Origin of the sequence: Arcicella rosea (genome assembly GCF_040543805.1) — a bacterium.
In the GTDB taxonomy this organism is placed as follows: Bacteria; Bacteroidota; Bacteroidia; order Cytophagales; family Spirosomataceae; genus Arcicella; species Arcicella rosea.
On sequence record NZ_JBEUMS010000010.1, the window covers coordinates 1 to 17752 of the forward strand.

A 17752-nucleotide genomic window follows, 5' to 3' on the forward strand; every position below is an offset into this window, starting at 1 on the left:
TGAAATACACTGATGTCTTAAACTTCCAATACGTCGTTTTTTGATACTCGATTTATAAGGCAATTTGGTTCACACCATTTTGCCTTTTTTTGTAACTAATATTACTTTGTGTTTTCCTTCTTTGGTCATATCTCGCTTGCAACTACCCTTTCATCCTTAAATATTAGCTTTAGCAATTTTTGTAGAAATCGGAGTTAAAATTATATTTTTATAATATTATTTTAAACAATATTATGAGTGTTTTGATATGTATTCTTACATTTGTGTCTGTTTTACACATTTTGTTTTTCATTTGCCTCAATCAAAGGTTAAGGATGATAATTATTTTTGTTTTATATAGCCTCTTTTAAATACTTGTTTTTCAAACAGATAGTATTTCTATTATTGGATGAATAACGTGATGAATCATGACAAATAGATACCTTTTTGTTTTTTTACTTTTGCTGTTCCAACAATCTTTTGGACAAGTAAAAAATTATAATTTTATCAATATTAATAGCAAAGATGGGCTTGCTTCAAATACTGTTTATGCTATTTATAAAGATAAATTAGGCTTCATGTGGTTTGGTACTGAAGACGGACTTAATAAATTTGATGGACAAAATTTTACCGTTTACAGGCATAAACAAAATGATAAAGAGAGTATAGGAAGAGGTGAAGTAATGGCTATTACTGAAGATAAAAACAGAAATTTATGGATAGGTACAAAACTAACGCTGGCATTATATAATAGGAGTTCAGACAAATTCACCAACTTTGATTTTACAAAAACAGGCTGGATACATACACTCTCTTCCGATCATTTGGGCAATATATGGGTTGGTACTTACAATGGACTTTTTTATTTTGATACTAAAACTAGAAAAACAAAAGCTTTTAGTTCGTATAAGGTTGATAGAAAAAATGTAGCCTCGGAATTGGTTTATTGTATTTTTGAAGATAGTAAAAAGCAGATTTGGGTTGGTTCACAATCAGGTTTGTATTTACTTGATTGTAATCAAGGAGTGATTAAAAAATATGTGCACGAAAACAATAATTCTAATTCACTTTCAAACAATAGTGTCAGAACCATTTCGGAAGACCGAAACGGGAATTTATGGATAGGTACTGATTTAGGTTTAAATGTATTGAATCTCACCACAGGAAAAATTGATAGTTTTAAAAGTATTGAGACTGACGAACTAACGATTAGCAATAACATCATTAATAAAATTAATTTTGATGGCAATGGCAATCTTTGGGTTGGCACAGAACATGGTTTGTCAATTTTTGATATTAAAAACCATACAGCATTTAGAGTAAAAAGCCTTTTGCCAGATAAAAACAATCCATTTGGAAGTTTTGCGGGCTATAATATAAAAGACATTTATATCGGAAAAGATGGTATTAATTGGTTTGCTACCGTCAACGGAGGGGTGAATAAGTATGATAAAAATTTAGCTTTCTTTCAGCATAGATTTCATCTTTCCAATGAAAGTTATGGATTGAAAGGCTCTTCTGTGATGGCTTTTGCAGAGAGTGCTTCAGGGAATCTTTATGTTGGTACAGATGGGGGAGGGCTTAATATTTTTGATGCTAAAAAGAACGTTTTTCATGATGTTGCGATTTACTCTTCCCAAGGAAAGATTAAAAATATTTCAGCTTTAGAAAAAAAAGGAGATGATTTGATTGTTGGCACAAGTAGTGAGGGAATATTTAGCCTCAATGAAAAAACACACCTAACAAAACCTCTGTTCGCTATTAAAGATAAATTGAACAAATACTTTATTGTGATTAATTGCCTAAAAGTGGACTCGAAGGGTAACATTTGGGTTGGTACAAATGGTGCAGGTTTGTATGTTTGCTTGGCTGAGTCAAGTACATTCGTCCCTTTCACGAATATTCTCGATAAACAACTCAAAAAAGAGTATTCTTTAAATGATTTTATTACAGCAATTGAAGAAGATAAAGAAGGAAATGTTTGGGTTGGCTCAAACGGAAGTGGACTCATAATTTATAATTCAGATAAACATACATTAATTACCTTTAATCAAACGAAAGATAATTTACCTATTCATAGAATACTCAGTATTTATTCGGATAAACTGGATAGAATATGGGTGAGTGTATGGGGAGAAGGATTATACTTATACAATAAAAAAAGAAGAAAATTTGAACAGTATGGAGAAGAACACTTACTTTCTAATAATGTTATTTATAAAATATTAGAAGATAATGCTGGAAAACTGTGGTTGAGTACCAATAAAGGAATTTCGATGTTTGATTTAAGTAAAAAAAGATTTAAGAATTTTACTTATCGAAACGGTATTCAAAATACAACATTCAATGTCGGCGCTGGAATCAAAACAAAAACAGGAGAAATGTATTTTGGTGGGCTAGATGGCTTTAATTTTTTCAACCCCAGCCATTTGTTTCAAAATACTAAAACTCCGCCCGTTGTAATTACTGATATAAAAATCAATAATAAACGAGCTAATCCTATTGAAAATACAGAACTTAAAGAAGATATTACTTTAGCCAAAGAAATCAATTTAAGCTATAAACAAAATTTTTCTTTAGACTTTGTCGCTTTAAATTACACTGCTCCGCATGAAAACCAATATACTTATCAGCTTGAAGGTTTTGATAAAGAATGGAACAATGTTGGCTCTGTTACGACAGCCGTTTATACCAATCTTGACCCCGGAAAATATACTTTTAGGCTAAAAGTAAAAAGTGAGGATGGTACTTGGCAAACGCCCGAAAAAACCATTCTTATTAATGTTCACCCACCATTTTGGCGTACTTATTATGCCTATGTAGCATATTTGGTAGCATTGATATTTACTTTATGGATGATAAGGAGAAGGGGAGTTCAAAAATTAAAAAATGAATTTGCCCTTGAACAGGAGAGAACCGAGGCAGAACGTAAAATGGAATTGGAACAACTTAAGATTAAATTCTTGACCAATTTGAGCCATGAATTAAAAACGCCCCTTACTTTAATTTTGAATCCAGTAGAAAATCTTTTGTTCCGAGAGAAAAGTAATGATAAAATTGAAATGCTAAATCTTATCAATAGAAATTCAAAAAGACTTTTGAACCTTGTTAATCAATTACTTGATTTCAGGAAAATTGAGGAAAATGAACTCAAGCTAAATTTAATGTTGCAAGACCTTGTTCCTTTGGTAAAGGAAATTTTTGACTCATTTAAATATATTGCCTCAGAAAAAAATATCCATCTTGAATTTGCCAGTACTATTGATGAATACAGTACTTATTTTGATAAAAATAAAATGGAGCGTATTTTGATAAATATACTCTCAAATGCAATAAAGTTTACCAACGAAAATGGTAATGTATACTGTCACATCAAATCTATTTCAAATAATGGTGTCGAACTCATCATTGGTGATTCGGGCATTGGCATACCTAAGAAAATGCAGGCAGAAGTTTTTGAAAGATTTTTCCAAGTAAGTAGTCCATCCCATATTCTTAACCAAGGTAGTGGAATTGGTTTATCTATTGCTCAGGAGTTTGTTAAGTTACATGGCGGAACTATCAAATTAGCAAGTGAAGAATATAAAGGAAGTGTTTTTACCCTATATTTCCCTTTTATTCAAGAACAACAAAAGATTAACCAAACCAATAAAGAGGACGAAAAAACAGTATCAGAAGACTTATCGTATATACACAAGAGTGAGGAAGAAATTGACATTACAGAAAAACCTGTAGTCCTGATTGTGGACGATAGCTACGACCTTCGCATATTTCTAAGAGAAAGTTTAAAATCAAAGTATAGAATCATTGAAGCCGCTGATGGAAAACAGGGTTGGCAAAAGGCATTATCATCGCATCCAGAAATCATTGTGAGTGATGTAAATATGCCTAATATGGATGGCATAGAAATGGTGAACAAAATAAAAAAAGATGAAAGAACAAAGCATATTCCCGTTATACTCTTAACTATTTTGACAGATGAAGGAGAACAACTAGAAGGGCTTAAAACAGGAGCAAATGATTATTTGACCAAGCCATTCAGTTTCGAGGTTCTTAGCATTAAAATAGACAATCTGCTAAAGCTAAACAGTACTTTTAAAAATACGTATAAAAAGCAAATTAATATAGAAACCTCTGAAACAGAGGTTGTTTTGGAAGATGAAAAGTTTTTATTAAAAATTAACAAATACATTGATGAACACATTCATGATTCTGAGCTTTCTATTGAAGAATTAAGCCAGATAATGAATATGAGTAGAGGTACACTTTACAGTAAACTCTTGAAGATTACTGGAGAAACGCCGATAGAGTATATCCGTTCTATTAAATTGACTAAAGCCTTGCCGCTACTTGAAAAAAGTGATATGAAAGTTTCACAAATTGCTTATGAAGCTGGCTTTTCAAATCCAAATTATTTTACTCGTGCCTTTAAAATCAAATACGAAATTTCGCCTACAGAATACATTAAGTTAAAAAGAGGGAAATAAAATACATTCATTAATTTGAATGATGTTACGAGGTTTTATTTGGGTCGGAAAATACTTGTTTGTAACTCCATTTTTGAACAGCCTCTTCACTTGATTATTCCTAATAAAGGCATGAAAACGTTACTGATAAGTAGCAATAATGAAGCATTTTTTTGACTTTATACAAGTTGCCTATTTCTATGAAAAATATTTTTACTCTTTACATTTTCTATATTTAGGATTCATTTTTATAATATTATTGATATTAATTTGAAAATTTTGGGTTCATTGAACATTTTGTAGGCATATTTGCTAATCTGTGCTACTCAATTTTTTAACTATTCGTTTACTTTACACCATCAAAAAATAGAGATTTCGCTTTATCAATAAAACCTATCTTTTATTAAGAAAGGTTAACACATGAAATCGACTTATCAAGAAGATTTTTGATAGGTATAGTTTATGAGTAGAGTATATTCTTGGAAAAATGAAAGGGGAAATTCAGCTAAATAAATACACTAAAGCTGAGAAGAAATTTAAAAATATATCACTACTTAATTTATATCCGAACCAAACTATTGAAAAACAATCACAATTAAATCATTGAATTAAAACTTTGAACACTATGAAAATAAAAGCTAAATCAATTATTGTAGGAATATTCGTTGCTATGCTTGCCCAACAGAGTTTCGCACAGCAACCAGCCGTTATTGAAGATTTTAAACCGTCTCCTCTCAATCAGCCACAGCAAGAATACCCTATGGTAAACTCTCAAGGTTATGCCCGTTTCAAAATAATTGCACCTGCTGCTGACAGTGTTCGTGTAAGCTTAGGTCTTGGTGGTAAAGGAGGCACCAAATTAGAGAAAGCTAGTGATGGTAGTTGGATGGGAACTACAGAAGGTCCGATGGACGAAGGTTTTCATTATTATAACATAAAAATTGATGGAGGAAAATTTAACGACCCGGGCGCTTTAAACTACTATGGATCTGTTCGTTGGGAAAGTGGGATAGAAATTCCAGCACACGACCAAGATTTTTATGCGCTCAAAAACGTAGCTCATGGTCATGTACAGCAAGTATTGTTTCCTTCACAAAGCAACAATACCTCTCTTAGAGCATTTGTATATACTCCGCCAGGCTATGAAAAAGGCAAGGATAAATATCCTGTACTTTACTTACAACACGGCTGGGGCGAAGACGAAACTGCTTGGATGAACCAAGGTCATGCCAATTTAATTATGGATAACCTGATAGCCGAAGGTAAAATTAAGCCATTCATTATCGTAAATACTTATGGTATGACCAACGAAGTAAAATTTGGGAGAATGAAAGATTTCAAAATTGATCCTTTTCAAACAGTTTTGGTCAATGAGCTTATTCCATACGTTGATGCTCATTTTAGAACAATTGCTAAACAAACGCATCGTGCTATGGCTGGATTGAGCATGGGTGGTATGGAAACTAAAACCATTACGTTGAATAATCCAGAGGTATTTTCGCATTATGCTCTTTTAAGTGGTGGTACTTATGCGCCAACCGACATCAAAGATAAATCGAAAGTGAAACTTATATTTTTGAGTTGCGGTAGCAAAGAAAGACCAGAAGGCGTAATAAAAGCGGTAGAGGCATTAAAAGAGGCAAGTTTTAACGCTGTTTCTTACGTTTCAGATAAAACTGGTCACGAATTTCAAACATGGCGTAGAAGTTTACATGAGTTAGCTCCTTTATTGTTTAAATAATATGCACAAAAAGAGATTATATTTTTTAGTTGTAATCGGTCTGTTAATGACAAGCTTTAATACTTTTTCACAAGACAAAAACTTTTATTCGGAAAAAGGAAATAGCCAAGCATCCATTGTTTCAGGGAAATATCGTAATCTGTTTTTGGAAGTAGGATATAGTCAAAACGAGATAGATGCTAAAGTTAACAAAGCATATTATGATATTTTTGAAGGGTCCAATCGGGTATATTTTGCCGTAGGTGATTCTATGGCTTATGTATCTGATGTAAAAAATCATGATGCCCGAACCGAAGGGCTTTCTTATGGAATGATGATTGCGGTTCAACTCAATAAAAAGGAGGTTTTTGATAAAATTTGGAGATGGTCAAAAAAGTACCTCCAACATCAAAGCGGGCCACGAGAAGGATACTTTGCATGGAGTATCAATCCCGAAACCATGAAAAAAAATTCAGAAGGTTCAGCTTCTGATGGCGAATTGTATTATGTTACGAGTTTGCTCTTCGCAGCTAACAAATGGGGAAATAATACAGGTATTCATTATTACAATGAAGCCCGAAGAATATTAGATGCCATGTGGAAAAAAGATGGTACAGGGAATATTTATAATCTGATAAATACAGAACATAAGCAAATTACTTTTGTACCAGAAGGGAATAGTTATAAGTGGACAGACCCATCATACCACCTACCTGCATTTTATGAAGTATGGGCGTTATATGCTAAAGATGGTCATGAAGCTTTTTATAAAGAATGTGCCGATACCTCTCGTGTCTTTTTACACAGAGCTTGTCATCCAATAACAGGGTTAAATTCTGATTATACAGAATTTAGTGGAGTACCTCACCCAACTCGTTGGATGCCAGCAGGTTTTCGTTATGATTCATGGAGAGTGCCTATGAATATTACGATGGATTATACATGGTTTGGAGAAGATAAAACTTGGCAAGAAGATTATGCCAAAAGGTTTCAAAACTTTCTTCGTTCAAAGGGTATTGATACTTATGATGACCAGTTTAATCTGGATGGTTCAAAACCTGATTTTATTTTGAAAGCTGGTAATGTTCCAAAATTAAGACATTCAATTGGTTTAGTTTCTACAGCAGCAACAGCATCGCTTATTAATCAGGATAAAAACAATGTTGATTTTGTACGAGCTATTTGGAATGCTAAATTAGAACCTTACGAAGATGGATATTTTGACCCTTATTATGATGGATTAATGTATTTGTTTAGTTTGATGCACCTGAGCGGTAAGTATCAGATTATCAAGCCTAAGTAAATATTATTTTATACTAAATTTGATTGTAGAGAGGTTTAAATATAGAGATGCAGGAACGCTTTTATTCTTGAATTTATTAAATAAAAAGTTGCTGGTATTATATTTAATATTTAATTTTACTATATCCAATCCAAGTGTATTGGATTCTCTCTGGTCTTCTTTAGTTTTTCAAAAGTGTTACTTTAGCACAGGGTTTTTGCATTATTTTCCTCAATCGTTAATTGAACTATCCTGCATTTTTTTTTGCATTGGGTGTTCTATTGTGTTATACTATAATCTCTTAAAAATATTGCCTATGATAAATGTAAAGACTAAAATTGTTTAAAATGATTTTTGCCTGTTCAGCAAGATTAATTGGTAGAAAATAAAGGATTTCACAGAGAGAGTCCTTTTATTTTCAACATAGTGTTCTATGGTGTTATAAGATAATTTTAAACAAAGTATTATTGCTTATGGTGAAATAAATCATTTAACATTCTCAAAAGAAAGTCTTTCGAGAATATCGTACAGATTTTACTAAAAGCCAATATGAAATTTGCCAGAGAAACATATTGACTTTATTACAGATGGTGTTATGATGCTATTACTTTACCCAATCTTGTATGCTCATTAAATAAAGCTGTAAATATCTCTAGTTAAATACTTTATTCCCTTCAATGATTTTCAATAAAATTATTGAAGGATGGGCTTTCTTTGCCCTTTATGGAGTAATCAAACTAGTAATGATTTTCTATAGAAAGAGCTAAAGATTTTTGGTAAGGAAAAACAATTTACCCTCTGACTTTTCAATTTTTTTAATCTCAAATAATAATATGAAAAAACAACTATTATTTCTATTCGGGCTTTTACTATGCTGTTCATTTGCAAGAGCTCAAAAAAATATTTCAGGTAAAGTCACGGGGGATGACGGAAAGCCCATACCGGGTGTCAATGTAAGAGTACAAAATTCTCAAATTGGTACTTCAACAGACGCCGTAGGTGCATTTAGCCTAAAGGCATCTGCCCAAGATGTTTTAATCTTTAGTTCGGTAGGTTATGTTAGTCAAGAAATTAAAGTTGGAAGTCGCAATGTAGTTGATGTCGTATTAGTATCAAATGTAAGTGCTTTAGAAGAAGTTGTGGTAGTTGGTTATGGTACTCAAAAAAGGTCTTCTGTAACAGCGGCTGTAGCATCAGTAAGTGCAAAAGATTTAACGGCTTTGCCTGTTCCAAGTATTGAAGGTGCTTTACAAGGCCGTGTCTCTGGTGTACAAGTAACTAATAATGGTTCTCCGGGTGTTGCACCAGTCGTAAGAATACGTGGCGTTGGCTCTATTAATTATGCAGCAAACCCATTATATGTGATTGATGGGTATCCTGTAGGGAACATGAATGACTTAGATATGAAAGATGTTGAGTCTTTAGAAGTATTGAAAGATGCAAGTGCTGCGGCTATTTATGGTTCACGTGCAGCTAACGGAGTAATTTTAGTTACAACTAAAAAAGGTACAAGAGATAAAAAACTACACGTAAATGTAGAAACTTATCAGGCAACACAAACTGCTTGGAAAAAATTGAATACTTTAAATACGCAACAATACTTACAATATGGTAAAGCATTATTAACTGCTGCTGGAGCAGCTTTCCCTGACCGTTGGAGTCAGATGAATAATGAAACCTATCCTGGTTCTGGCGTTACTTTTTCACAAACAAACACTGATTGGCAAGATTACTTATTTCAAACAGGTATTTTATCAAATAGTACAGTATCCATTTCGGGGGGAAATGAAACATCTCGTTTCTTAACGTCTTTTGGTTATTTCAAACAAGATGGTATTTATGTGGGTACTAATTATGAAAGAGGAAATTTACGTCTTAATTCAGATCATAATATTGGTAAGCACTTTACTATCGGACAAACATTGACAGTTGCCATGGGAAGTAGATTAGATGAAGGCGTTGGTGGCGGACGTACAGCTTTAGCCAACGTAATCAAAAGTTTACCATATACTCCTGTATATAACCCTACAGAAATCGGCGGTTATTTTGGTACAACAAACGCTGATGGTTCTGACCCAGTAAACCCATTGATTCCAGCTGTATTAATTAGAAGTCAAAATCGTAATGTAAGATTATTAAGTTCAATTTTTACAGAAATAAAATTTACAGACTACCTAAAGTATAGATTTTCTGTTGGTTTAGACTATAATTCAACAAGAAGTTTGAGCCGTACTCCAATTTATACTGCGGGACAAATGAGTAGTCCATTTAATAGTATTTCAGATACAAGAGGTGATTTTATCGGAACACTTTATACGAATCAACTTTCGTTTGATAAAACATTTAAAAAACACAGCATTAATGCAATTGTAGTAGCTGAACAACAATTTGGTAAATCAGAAAGTATCACAGCTTCTGGAAATTACTCCACTAATACTTTCACCATTGTTACGCCAAATGTAACAAGTCCAGCGGCAGGTGGTTCTAAAAGTGAAACTACTATCTTATCATATCTTGCCCGTGTAAATTATGATTTTGGAGGAAAGTATCTTTTAAGTGCATCTATTCGTCGTGATGGTTCATCATTGTTTGCTCCTGGCAAAAAATGGGGAACATTCCCAGCAGCCTCAATCGGTTGGAGAATCAGCGAAGAAGAATTTATGAAGGAGATTGCATCTATTAACGAGTTAAAAGTAAGAGCAAGCTATGGTTTGGTTGGTAATACCAGTGGTTTACCTAATTATGCTTGGCAATCACTATTAGGTGCTGCTACTACTTATGTTTTCGGGAATGGAACAGTTCCTGGTTTATCAACGAATCAACTTGGTAATACAGAATTAGGTTGGGAGACAACTAAAATGGCTGATATTGGGGTTGATTTAGGTTTATTTAAAAATAAAGTTACTTTTTCTGCCGATTACTATGTGCGAGAAACATCTGATAATAGTTTGATTCTCGCAAGACCATTAGCAACATCTCTTGGCTACACAAACAATACCATTGCCAATTTTGGAGGAATGAAAAACTCAGGGTTAGACCTTCAGATTAGTTATAATCATAATGGAGGCGACTTTAAATGGAAAATTGGAGGAAATTTAGGCATTGTAAGAAACAAAGTAACGTCATTAGAAGCTCCAATTTTTGCAGGCGGTCATGCTGAAACAGGAGCAAGTGTTACTAAAACAGAGGTAGGTATGCCTGTACAATACCTTTATGGTTATGTAGTTGATAGAATTTACCAAAATCAGGGAGAAATTGATGCTGATGCAGCTTTAGCAAAAAGTAAAAGCTGGGATAGTTACCAAGGGGGCGCAGCAGCACCAGGAGATATTCGTTTCAAGGATTTGAATGGTGATGGCAAAATAGATGATTCAGACCGTACAATGATAGGCAACACACTTCCTGATTTTACTTATGGGGTCAATTTCGACTTTAACTACAAAAACTTTGACTTTACTTTATTTCTACAAGGTGTTCAAGGAAATGATATTTACAACAATCTAAAAACTCAGACACAAGGAATGGTTCGTTTATTCGGAGCAACGACTGATGTCTTGAACGCTTGGACGCCACAAAATACGAATACTAATATTCCAAGAGCTGTAAGTGGAGACCCAAATTTAAATACTACTCGTCCATCTAATAGATGGGTAGAGAAAGGCTCATTCATGCGTGTAAAAAATATAAGCTTGGGTTATACAGTACCTTCAAGTATTCTAAAATCTTTTGCGGGTGGTTCAATTTCAAGAGTAAGAGTGTATGTGTCAGCTCAAAACTTATTGACATTCACAAAATATAGTGGTTATGATCCAGAAATTGGCTCTCGTGATAATGCTCAACTTGTATATGGTATAGATAATGGACAATATCCACAAGCTCGTACTTTGATGGCAGGTCTTCAATTAGGTTTTTAATATTTATCCCGTAACAATGCTCTTTTCTTGGATAGTATCATTTCAAGGAAAATTAAAATTAAAAGAAAATGAAAAAGAACCTTATATACATAGGAGTATTATCCCTTAGCATTGCTTTTGGCTGCAATGATGAGTTAAATAAAACAAATCCAGGCTCACTTACTTCCGATAGTTATTTTTCAAATACAACTGAATTAGAATCAGGCGTTACTGCTGTATATGGCCTTTTAACAGGCTCAAACCTTTTTGGAAGAGAATATTTTTTTACGAATGATTTACGTAGTGATGACTTTGCAACAGGTGGCGGGCAATTAGAGGCCCCGCGTGCTCAGATGCTAAATGGTGTTCATCAACCTACTAACTCTGTTTTAGGGGCTGTTTGGACGGGTCTGTTTCGCATGATTCACCGTGCTAACGTGGTCATTGATGCGAAAGACAATGTTAAAACATTTAATGCAACAGATGAGACTAGGAAAAAAAGAATTGTTGCTGAAGCAAAATTCTTAAGAGCAATGGCATATTATGAGCTTAGTACCATGTGGGGTGGTGTACCTATCTATACAACATCGGCTACAAAATCAACCGATGCTAAACCTCGCAATACACAAGACGAAGTTTTTGCGCAAGTAATAAAAGATTTAACTGAAGCTCAAGCTGACCTTCCTTCATCTTATACGGGTGCAGATTTAGGACGTGCCACAAAACACGCTGCACAACTTGAATTAGCAAGAGTTTTGATGTTCAAGGGAGATTTTGCTGCGGCTAAAACTGAACTAACAAAGATTGTTTCCTCAGGCTTGTTTGGTTTGACAGATAATTACTTAGATAATTTTCTGGAAGAAACTGAATATAATAAGGAATCTATTTTTGAAGTTGGCTTTGATAGTAAAAACGGCATGAGCTGGGATAACGGTGATAGCGATAACATAGCAGGAAGTAGCCCAAGAAGATCGTCAATTCGTCATCAAGAATATTCTGCTGTAGGTTGGAGAAACCTTATTCCATCTAATGATATTATTAATGAATTTGAACGTACACAAAAAGGAGATACTAAAAGAGATCCTCGTATGGGCTTTTCATTATATTTCAAAGGAGATTTGGTTAATCAAGGAAAAGGTAGATTAGAAATTGATTATCCTGTTCAAGGAAATACTTCTATTTTAGATGGTGTTGAACAAAGAATTAGTTGGAGAAAATACTCTGCCTTATACAGAAATGCTGATGGTTTCTATGATTTAAGTGGAATCAATATGCGTGTAATGCGCTATGCAGAGGTATTGGTAAATTTAGCAGAATGTGAAAATGAATTGGGAAATACAGCAGTAGCAGTTGGATTATTGAATCAACTTCGGAATCGTGCTGATGTAAAAATGCCAAATTATCCAACAAGCAATTATCCAGTAAGTACAAAAGAACAAGTGATGACTGCTATTCAACATGAAAAAAGAGTAGAATTTTCTGCAGAATGGTTGAGAGCTAAGGACATTGTTCGTTGGAGAAAACAAGGGAAATTGAAAAAAGAACCTCTTCCCTATTTTGTTGCTAATAAGCATGAGTTATTACCTATTCCTCAAGGGGAACTTGATAATAATCCTAACATAAAAAACAATAATCCTGGATATTAAGATACGGTATCTTTAAGTTAAATTTTTCAATAAGTAGTCGTTGAAAATCAGCAACTACTTATTGAAAATTAATTGTTTCTTACAATCGGCATTTTTATAATCGTATATATAGTAGAGGTAATTGATTTACATAAAAACCACAATCATGAAATATCCTTTTTTCATTATTTTTTTTCTCTTGTTTGGGGCTTGTACTTCTGAAGATACTTTATTTGAAAAAGTAAGTGCTAATCATACCAATATTACCTTTAATAATGCCATTAAAGTTACAGATTCGTTAAACGTACTTGAGTTTGAGTATATCTATAATGGAGCTGGTGTGGGTGTGGGCGATGTAAATAATGATGGATTAACAGATATATTTTTTGCTGGTAATCAGGTGAGTTCTCAGCTTTATCTAAATAAAGGAAATTTTGAATTTGAAGATATTACTACAAAAGCAAATGTTAGCACAAAATCGTGGTGTACAGGTGTAGCTATGATAGACATCAATCAAGATGGAAAATTAGATATTTATCTTTCTACGATTCATCCAGACAGAAACAAATCTGCCCTCAAATTACTCTTTATTAATCAAGGTAATGATAAAAATGGCGTTCCAATTTTTAAGGAATCAGCGAAAGAAGTAGGCTTGGCAGATGATTCTTATGGTACACAAGCTAGTTTTTTTGATTATGATTTAGACGGAGATTTGGATATGTATTTGCTAACAAATGCGATGGAAGGTTATAATCGAAATAATAGTATTGGACAACATCATGATGCTTCGGGAAGAAGAGTAGATAAATTATTTAGAAATGAAGGTAATAATAAACAAGGCTTGCCCATTTTTAGAAATGTTTCAAAAGAAGCAGGAATTGTAGATGACGGTTGGGGTTTAGGCGTAATTATCAACGATATCAATCAGGATGGTTATCCAGACATTTTTGTAGGCAATGATTTTTTCTCTAATGACCACCTATATATTAATAATAAAAACGGCACTTTTAGTAATAAAACAAATGAGTATTTCAGACATTTATCTCAGAATTCTATGGGGGTAGATATGGCTGATATTAATAACGATGGCTTAAATGATTTGGTGGTTTTGGATATGCTTCCAGACGATAATCTCCGACAAAAAACCATGTTTGCCAATATTGAATATGATAGATTTCAAGATAATTTAAGAAAGAAATTTTATCCTCAATATGTTCGGAATGTATTGCAAATCAATAATGGGAATGGCTCGTTTAGCGACATTGGGTACTTGTCAGGAGTGGCAGCAACGGATTGGTCGTGGAGTCCATTATTAGCCGATTTTGATAATGATGGCTGGCGAGATTTACTCATTACAAACGGTTATCGCTTAGATGTAACCGACTTAGATTTCATCGTTTATCGCAGAGATTTTGAAGCAATTGGTAATCCTAAAGATAGGCTAAAAAAAATGCAAGAAGCCTTTGCGACATTAACAGGCGTAAAAAAGCCTAATTTTTTATTTAAAAATAAAGGAAATTTACAATTTGAGAATGCCACAAAATCTTTTGGATTAGATGATGCTTCCTATACAAATGGCACAGCTTATGCCGATTTTGACAATGATGGTGATTTAGATTTAGTCATGAATAATATTGATGATGAAGCCTTTATTTACCGTAATAAATTGATGGATAAAAATAAAGATGCCTCGTCTGTCAACAACCATTTTTTAAGGCTAAAATTACAAGGCAATAACCAAAACAGAAGTGCATTCGGAGCAAAAGTAAATATTTGGTATCAGGGAAAATATCAGTTTGCCGAACACCAAACGATTAGAGGTTATAAATCTACCGTTGAAGATTTTATCCATTTTGGAGTAGGGAATGCTTCAAAAATTGATAGTTTAAAAATTACATGGGCTTCGGGCAAAGAGCAGGTGATAAAAAATATTAGCCCTGACAGAGTATTGATTATAAACGAAAACAATGCTTTGTCTATTTCTAAGCAATTTCCGAAGGAGGAAATTTATACTTTTAAAGAAGTTTCTCTGGAGTATCATATCGACTGGAATTCTGAAGAATTGGAGTATAATGATTTCTTAATTCAACATACTTTACAACATAAACATTCTGAGTTAGGAGGGGGGATTGCAGTAGGCGATGTCAATAATGATGGCTTAGAGGATTTTTTTGTGGGTGGTTCGGCTCATAAACAAGGTGCTTTTTTTCTCCAGAATGCTAATGGGAAGTTTACTAAAAAACACTTTATAGAGAAAACAGAAGAAGATATGGGCGTACTGCTCATTGATATTGATAATGATAAAGACCTCGATTTGTATTGTGTAAGTGGAAGCTCAGAATTTACAACGAACAATACAAAGTATCAAGATAGACTATATTTGAACGATGGAAAAGGGAATTTTAAACCTTCTGTCGGCTATTTGCCCATTACCAAATCAAGTGGTATTTGTATTAATGCTTGTGATTTTGATAAAGATGGAGACTTGGATATTTTCCGTGGGGGTAGAGTCCGTTCAACAGAATATCCACTTGCACCTGAATCATATTTATTTCAAAATAACGGCAAAGGGCATTTCAATAATATTGCTCCTTCCATACAAGATTTAAGCCTTTGCGGAATGGTAACTGCTGCCTTATGGACAGATTACGATAACGATACGTGGATGGATTTAATCGTTGTAGGCGAATTTATGCCCATTTGTATTTATAAGAATAACAAAGGGAAATCATTTACTAAAATGATACCCAAAGGCTTAGAAAAATCTAATGGCTGGTGGAACAGTATTTCTGGTGGGGATTTCGACAATGATAGCGATACAGATTATATTGTAGGCAATTTAGGGTTAAACACAAAAATGAAAGCCTCTGAATCACAACCTGTTAGTGTGTATGCCAAAGATTTTGATGATAATGCTATTGTGGATCCTCTCTTCACAGCTTATAATCAAGATAAAGAATATTTAGTCCATCCAAGAGGTACTTTGATAGGTCAATTAATTTCTATGAGAAGACGTTTTAAAACTTTTAAAGAGTATGGCGAAACGACTTTTGACAAAGTACTTCCTGCCGCAGATTTGAAAAATATTAAAAAATTACAGGCTTGCACTTTTGCCAATTCCTACCTAGAAAATAAAGGAAATGGACATTTTGAATTAAAACCATTACCAATTGAAACACAATTTTCGGTGATGTACGGCACACTTATCAAAGACTTTAATAATGATGGAAATTTAGACATTTTATCAGTGGGCAATGACTATGGAACAGAAGTATTGACGGGTAGATATGACGCTGGAATCGGAAATTATTTACAAGGTGATGGTAAAGGGAATTTTAAAAATGTATCTGTAAGAAAGAGTAATTTTTTTGTAAAAGGCGATGCCAGAGCCATCGCTCAACTGCATTTGAAAAATGGAAATAGCTTATACTTAGTTTCTCAGATTAATAATAAATTGCTCTCATTTGTACAGCAGGATGAAAAAAATAGCATTACTAAAAAAATAAAAAGGAAACAGGAAAAATACATTGGATCAGGCTATCTTTCACAAAGTAGTACGAGGTATTAAGTAGCGTTCCATTTAAAATATTTGAGTAAACAATTAAAATTTTAGACTATGAAAAATATAAAGTTGCTTTTTCTTATTGGTTTAATTATTAGCTATTACGGAGTTTTTGCTCAACCGCCTCGTGGACCTTTGGTGGTTTCTCCACAAGTGAACCTTGATAAAACCGTCACGTTTCGTTATCAATTACTTTTGGCAAAAGATGTAAAATTGAATGCACAGTTTGAAAAATCTCCTGTATCTATGACTAAAGATGCTCAGGGAATTTGGAGTGTGACTGTTGGTCCTGTTAATCCAGATATTTATCCTTATAGTTTTCAAGTTGATGGCGTTACAGTGATGGATCCTGCCAATGTTGCATTCTTCCCTAACGAACGATTTAAGGCGAGCCTTGTAGAAATCCCAAGTACTCCTCCTTCAATACACGCTATCAAAGATGTGCCACATGGTACTGTCAGTTACGAATATTATCCTTCTATTTCAGGAACAACAGGTTCCTTAGTAGTTTATACTCCACCTGGATATGCTAAAAATTCCAAGATTAAATACCCCGTGTATTACCTCATCAGTGGAACGACAGATACCGAAGAAACTTTTTTTAAAGTAGGAAAGGTAAACTTCATCATGGATAATTTGATAGCCGAAGGCAAGGCAAAACCGATGATAATCGTAATGCCTTATGGCAATATTGCCGCCAGACTAACAGAACAATTGGGAGGTCAAAAGCCAGCCGACCCTACTGTACGTGATGGTGAAGATGCGGTGAAACGTGCGAAAGACTTTGAAAATGATTTAGTTAAAAACGTATTGCCTTATATCGAAAAAAATTATCATACAGAAAATAAGCGTGAAAGTCGTGCGATTGGTGGATTTTCTCGTGGGGGAGGACAAACCTTAAGAACAGCATTTAACAATATGAATACCTTCGCTTGGGTCTGTAGTTATAGCTCATATCTTTCGCCAGCAGAAATGGATAAAAGTTTCGGGCATATAACGAGTAATGCACCAAATACTAACAAGCAATTAAAATTACTATGGACAAGTGTTGGTAACGAAGACTTTTTGTACAAGGGAGCTGTAGAGTTTATGGACTATTTATCTGCTAAAAATATAAACTATAAGAAATATATCAACGATGGCGGTCATACTTGGATGAATGTGAAGAAATATCTTAATGTAACGCTACCACTATTGTTCAAATAACAAAAAAAGTAGTATCTCA

The 17752-nt window shown here is 33.8% G+C and carries 7 protein-coding genes; all 7 read left to right on the plus strand.

What is annotated here, in order from left to right; genetic code table 11:
- Positions 1-407 precede the first annotated feature (407 nt).
- Positions 408-4466, plus strand: a complete 4059-nt coding sequence (locus tag ABID42_RS13960) for a hybrid sensor histidine kinase/response regulator transcription factor (RefSeq protein WP_367284164.1) — start codon at positions 408-410, stop codon at positions 4464-4466.
- Between the two features lie 649 nt (positions 4467-5115).
- Entirely contained in the window at positions 5116-6186 is a 1071-nt protein-coding gene (locus tag ABID42_RS13965; protein ID WP_367284301.1) for an alpha/beta hydrolase-fold protein, read from the plus strand.
- 46 nt (positions 6187-6232) lie between these two features.
- The gene (locus ABID42_RS13970; RefSeq protein ID WP_367284165.1) at positions 6233-7468 is read left to right on the plus strand and encodes a family 8 glycosyl hydrolase; all 1236 of its coding nucleotides are present in this window, start codon (positions 6233-6235) and stop codon (positions 7466-7468) included.
- Positions 7469-8280: 812 nt separating this feature from the next.
- On the plus strand, positions 8281-11361 hold the full coding sequence (locus ABID42_RS13975) for a SusC/RagA family TonB-linked outer membrane protein (protein ID WP_367284166.1): 3081 nt from the start codon (positions 8281-8283) through the stop codon (positions 11359-11361).
- Positions 11362-11429: 68 nt separating this feature from the next.
- Positions 11430-12986, plus strand: a complete 1557-nt coding sequence (locus tag ABID42_RS13980) for a RagB/SusD family nutrient uptake outer membrane protein (RefSeq protein WP_367284167.1) — start codon at positions 11430-11432, stop codon at positions 12984-12986.
- Positions 12987-13131: 145 nt separating this feature from the next.
- Complete coding sequence (locus ABID42_RS13985; protein WP_367284168.1) at positions 13132-16533, plus strand: VCBS repeat-containing protein; 3402 nt, start codon at positions 13132-13134, stop codon at positions 16531-16533.
- Positions 16534-16581: 48 nt separating this feature from the next.
- The gene (locus ABID42_RS13990; RefSeq protein WP_367284169.1) at positions 16582-17733 is read left to right on the plus strand and encodes an alpha/beta hydrolase; all 1152 of its coding nucleotides are present in this window, start codon (positions 16582-16584) and stop codon (positions 17731-17733) included.
- Positions 17734-17752: the final 19 nt, after the last annotated feature.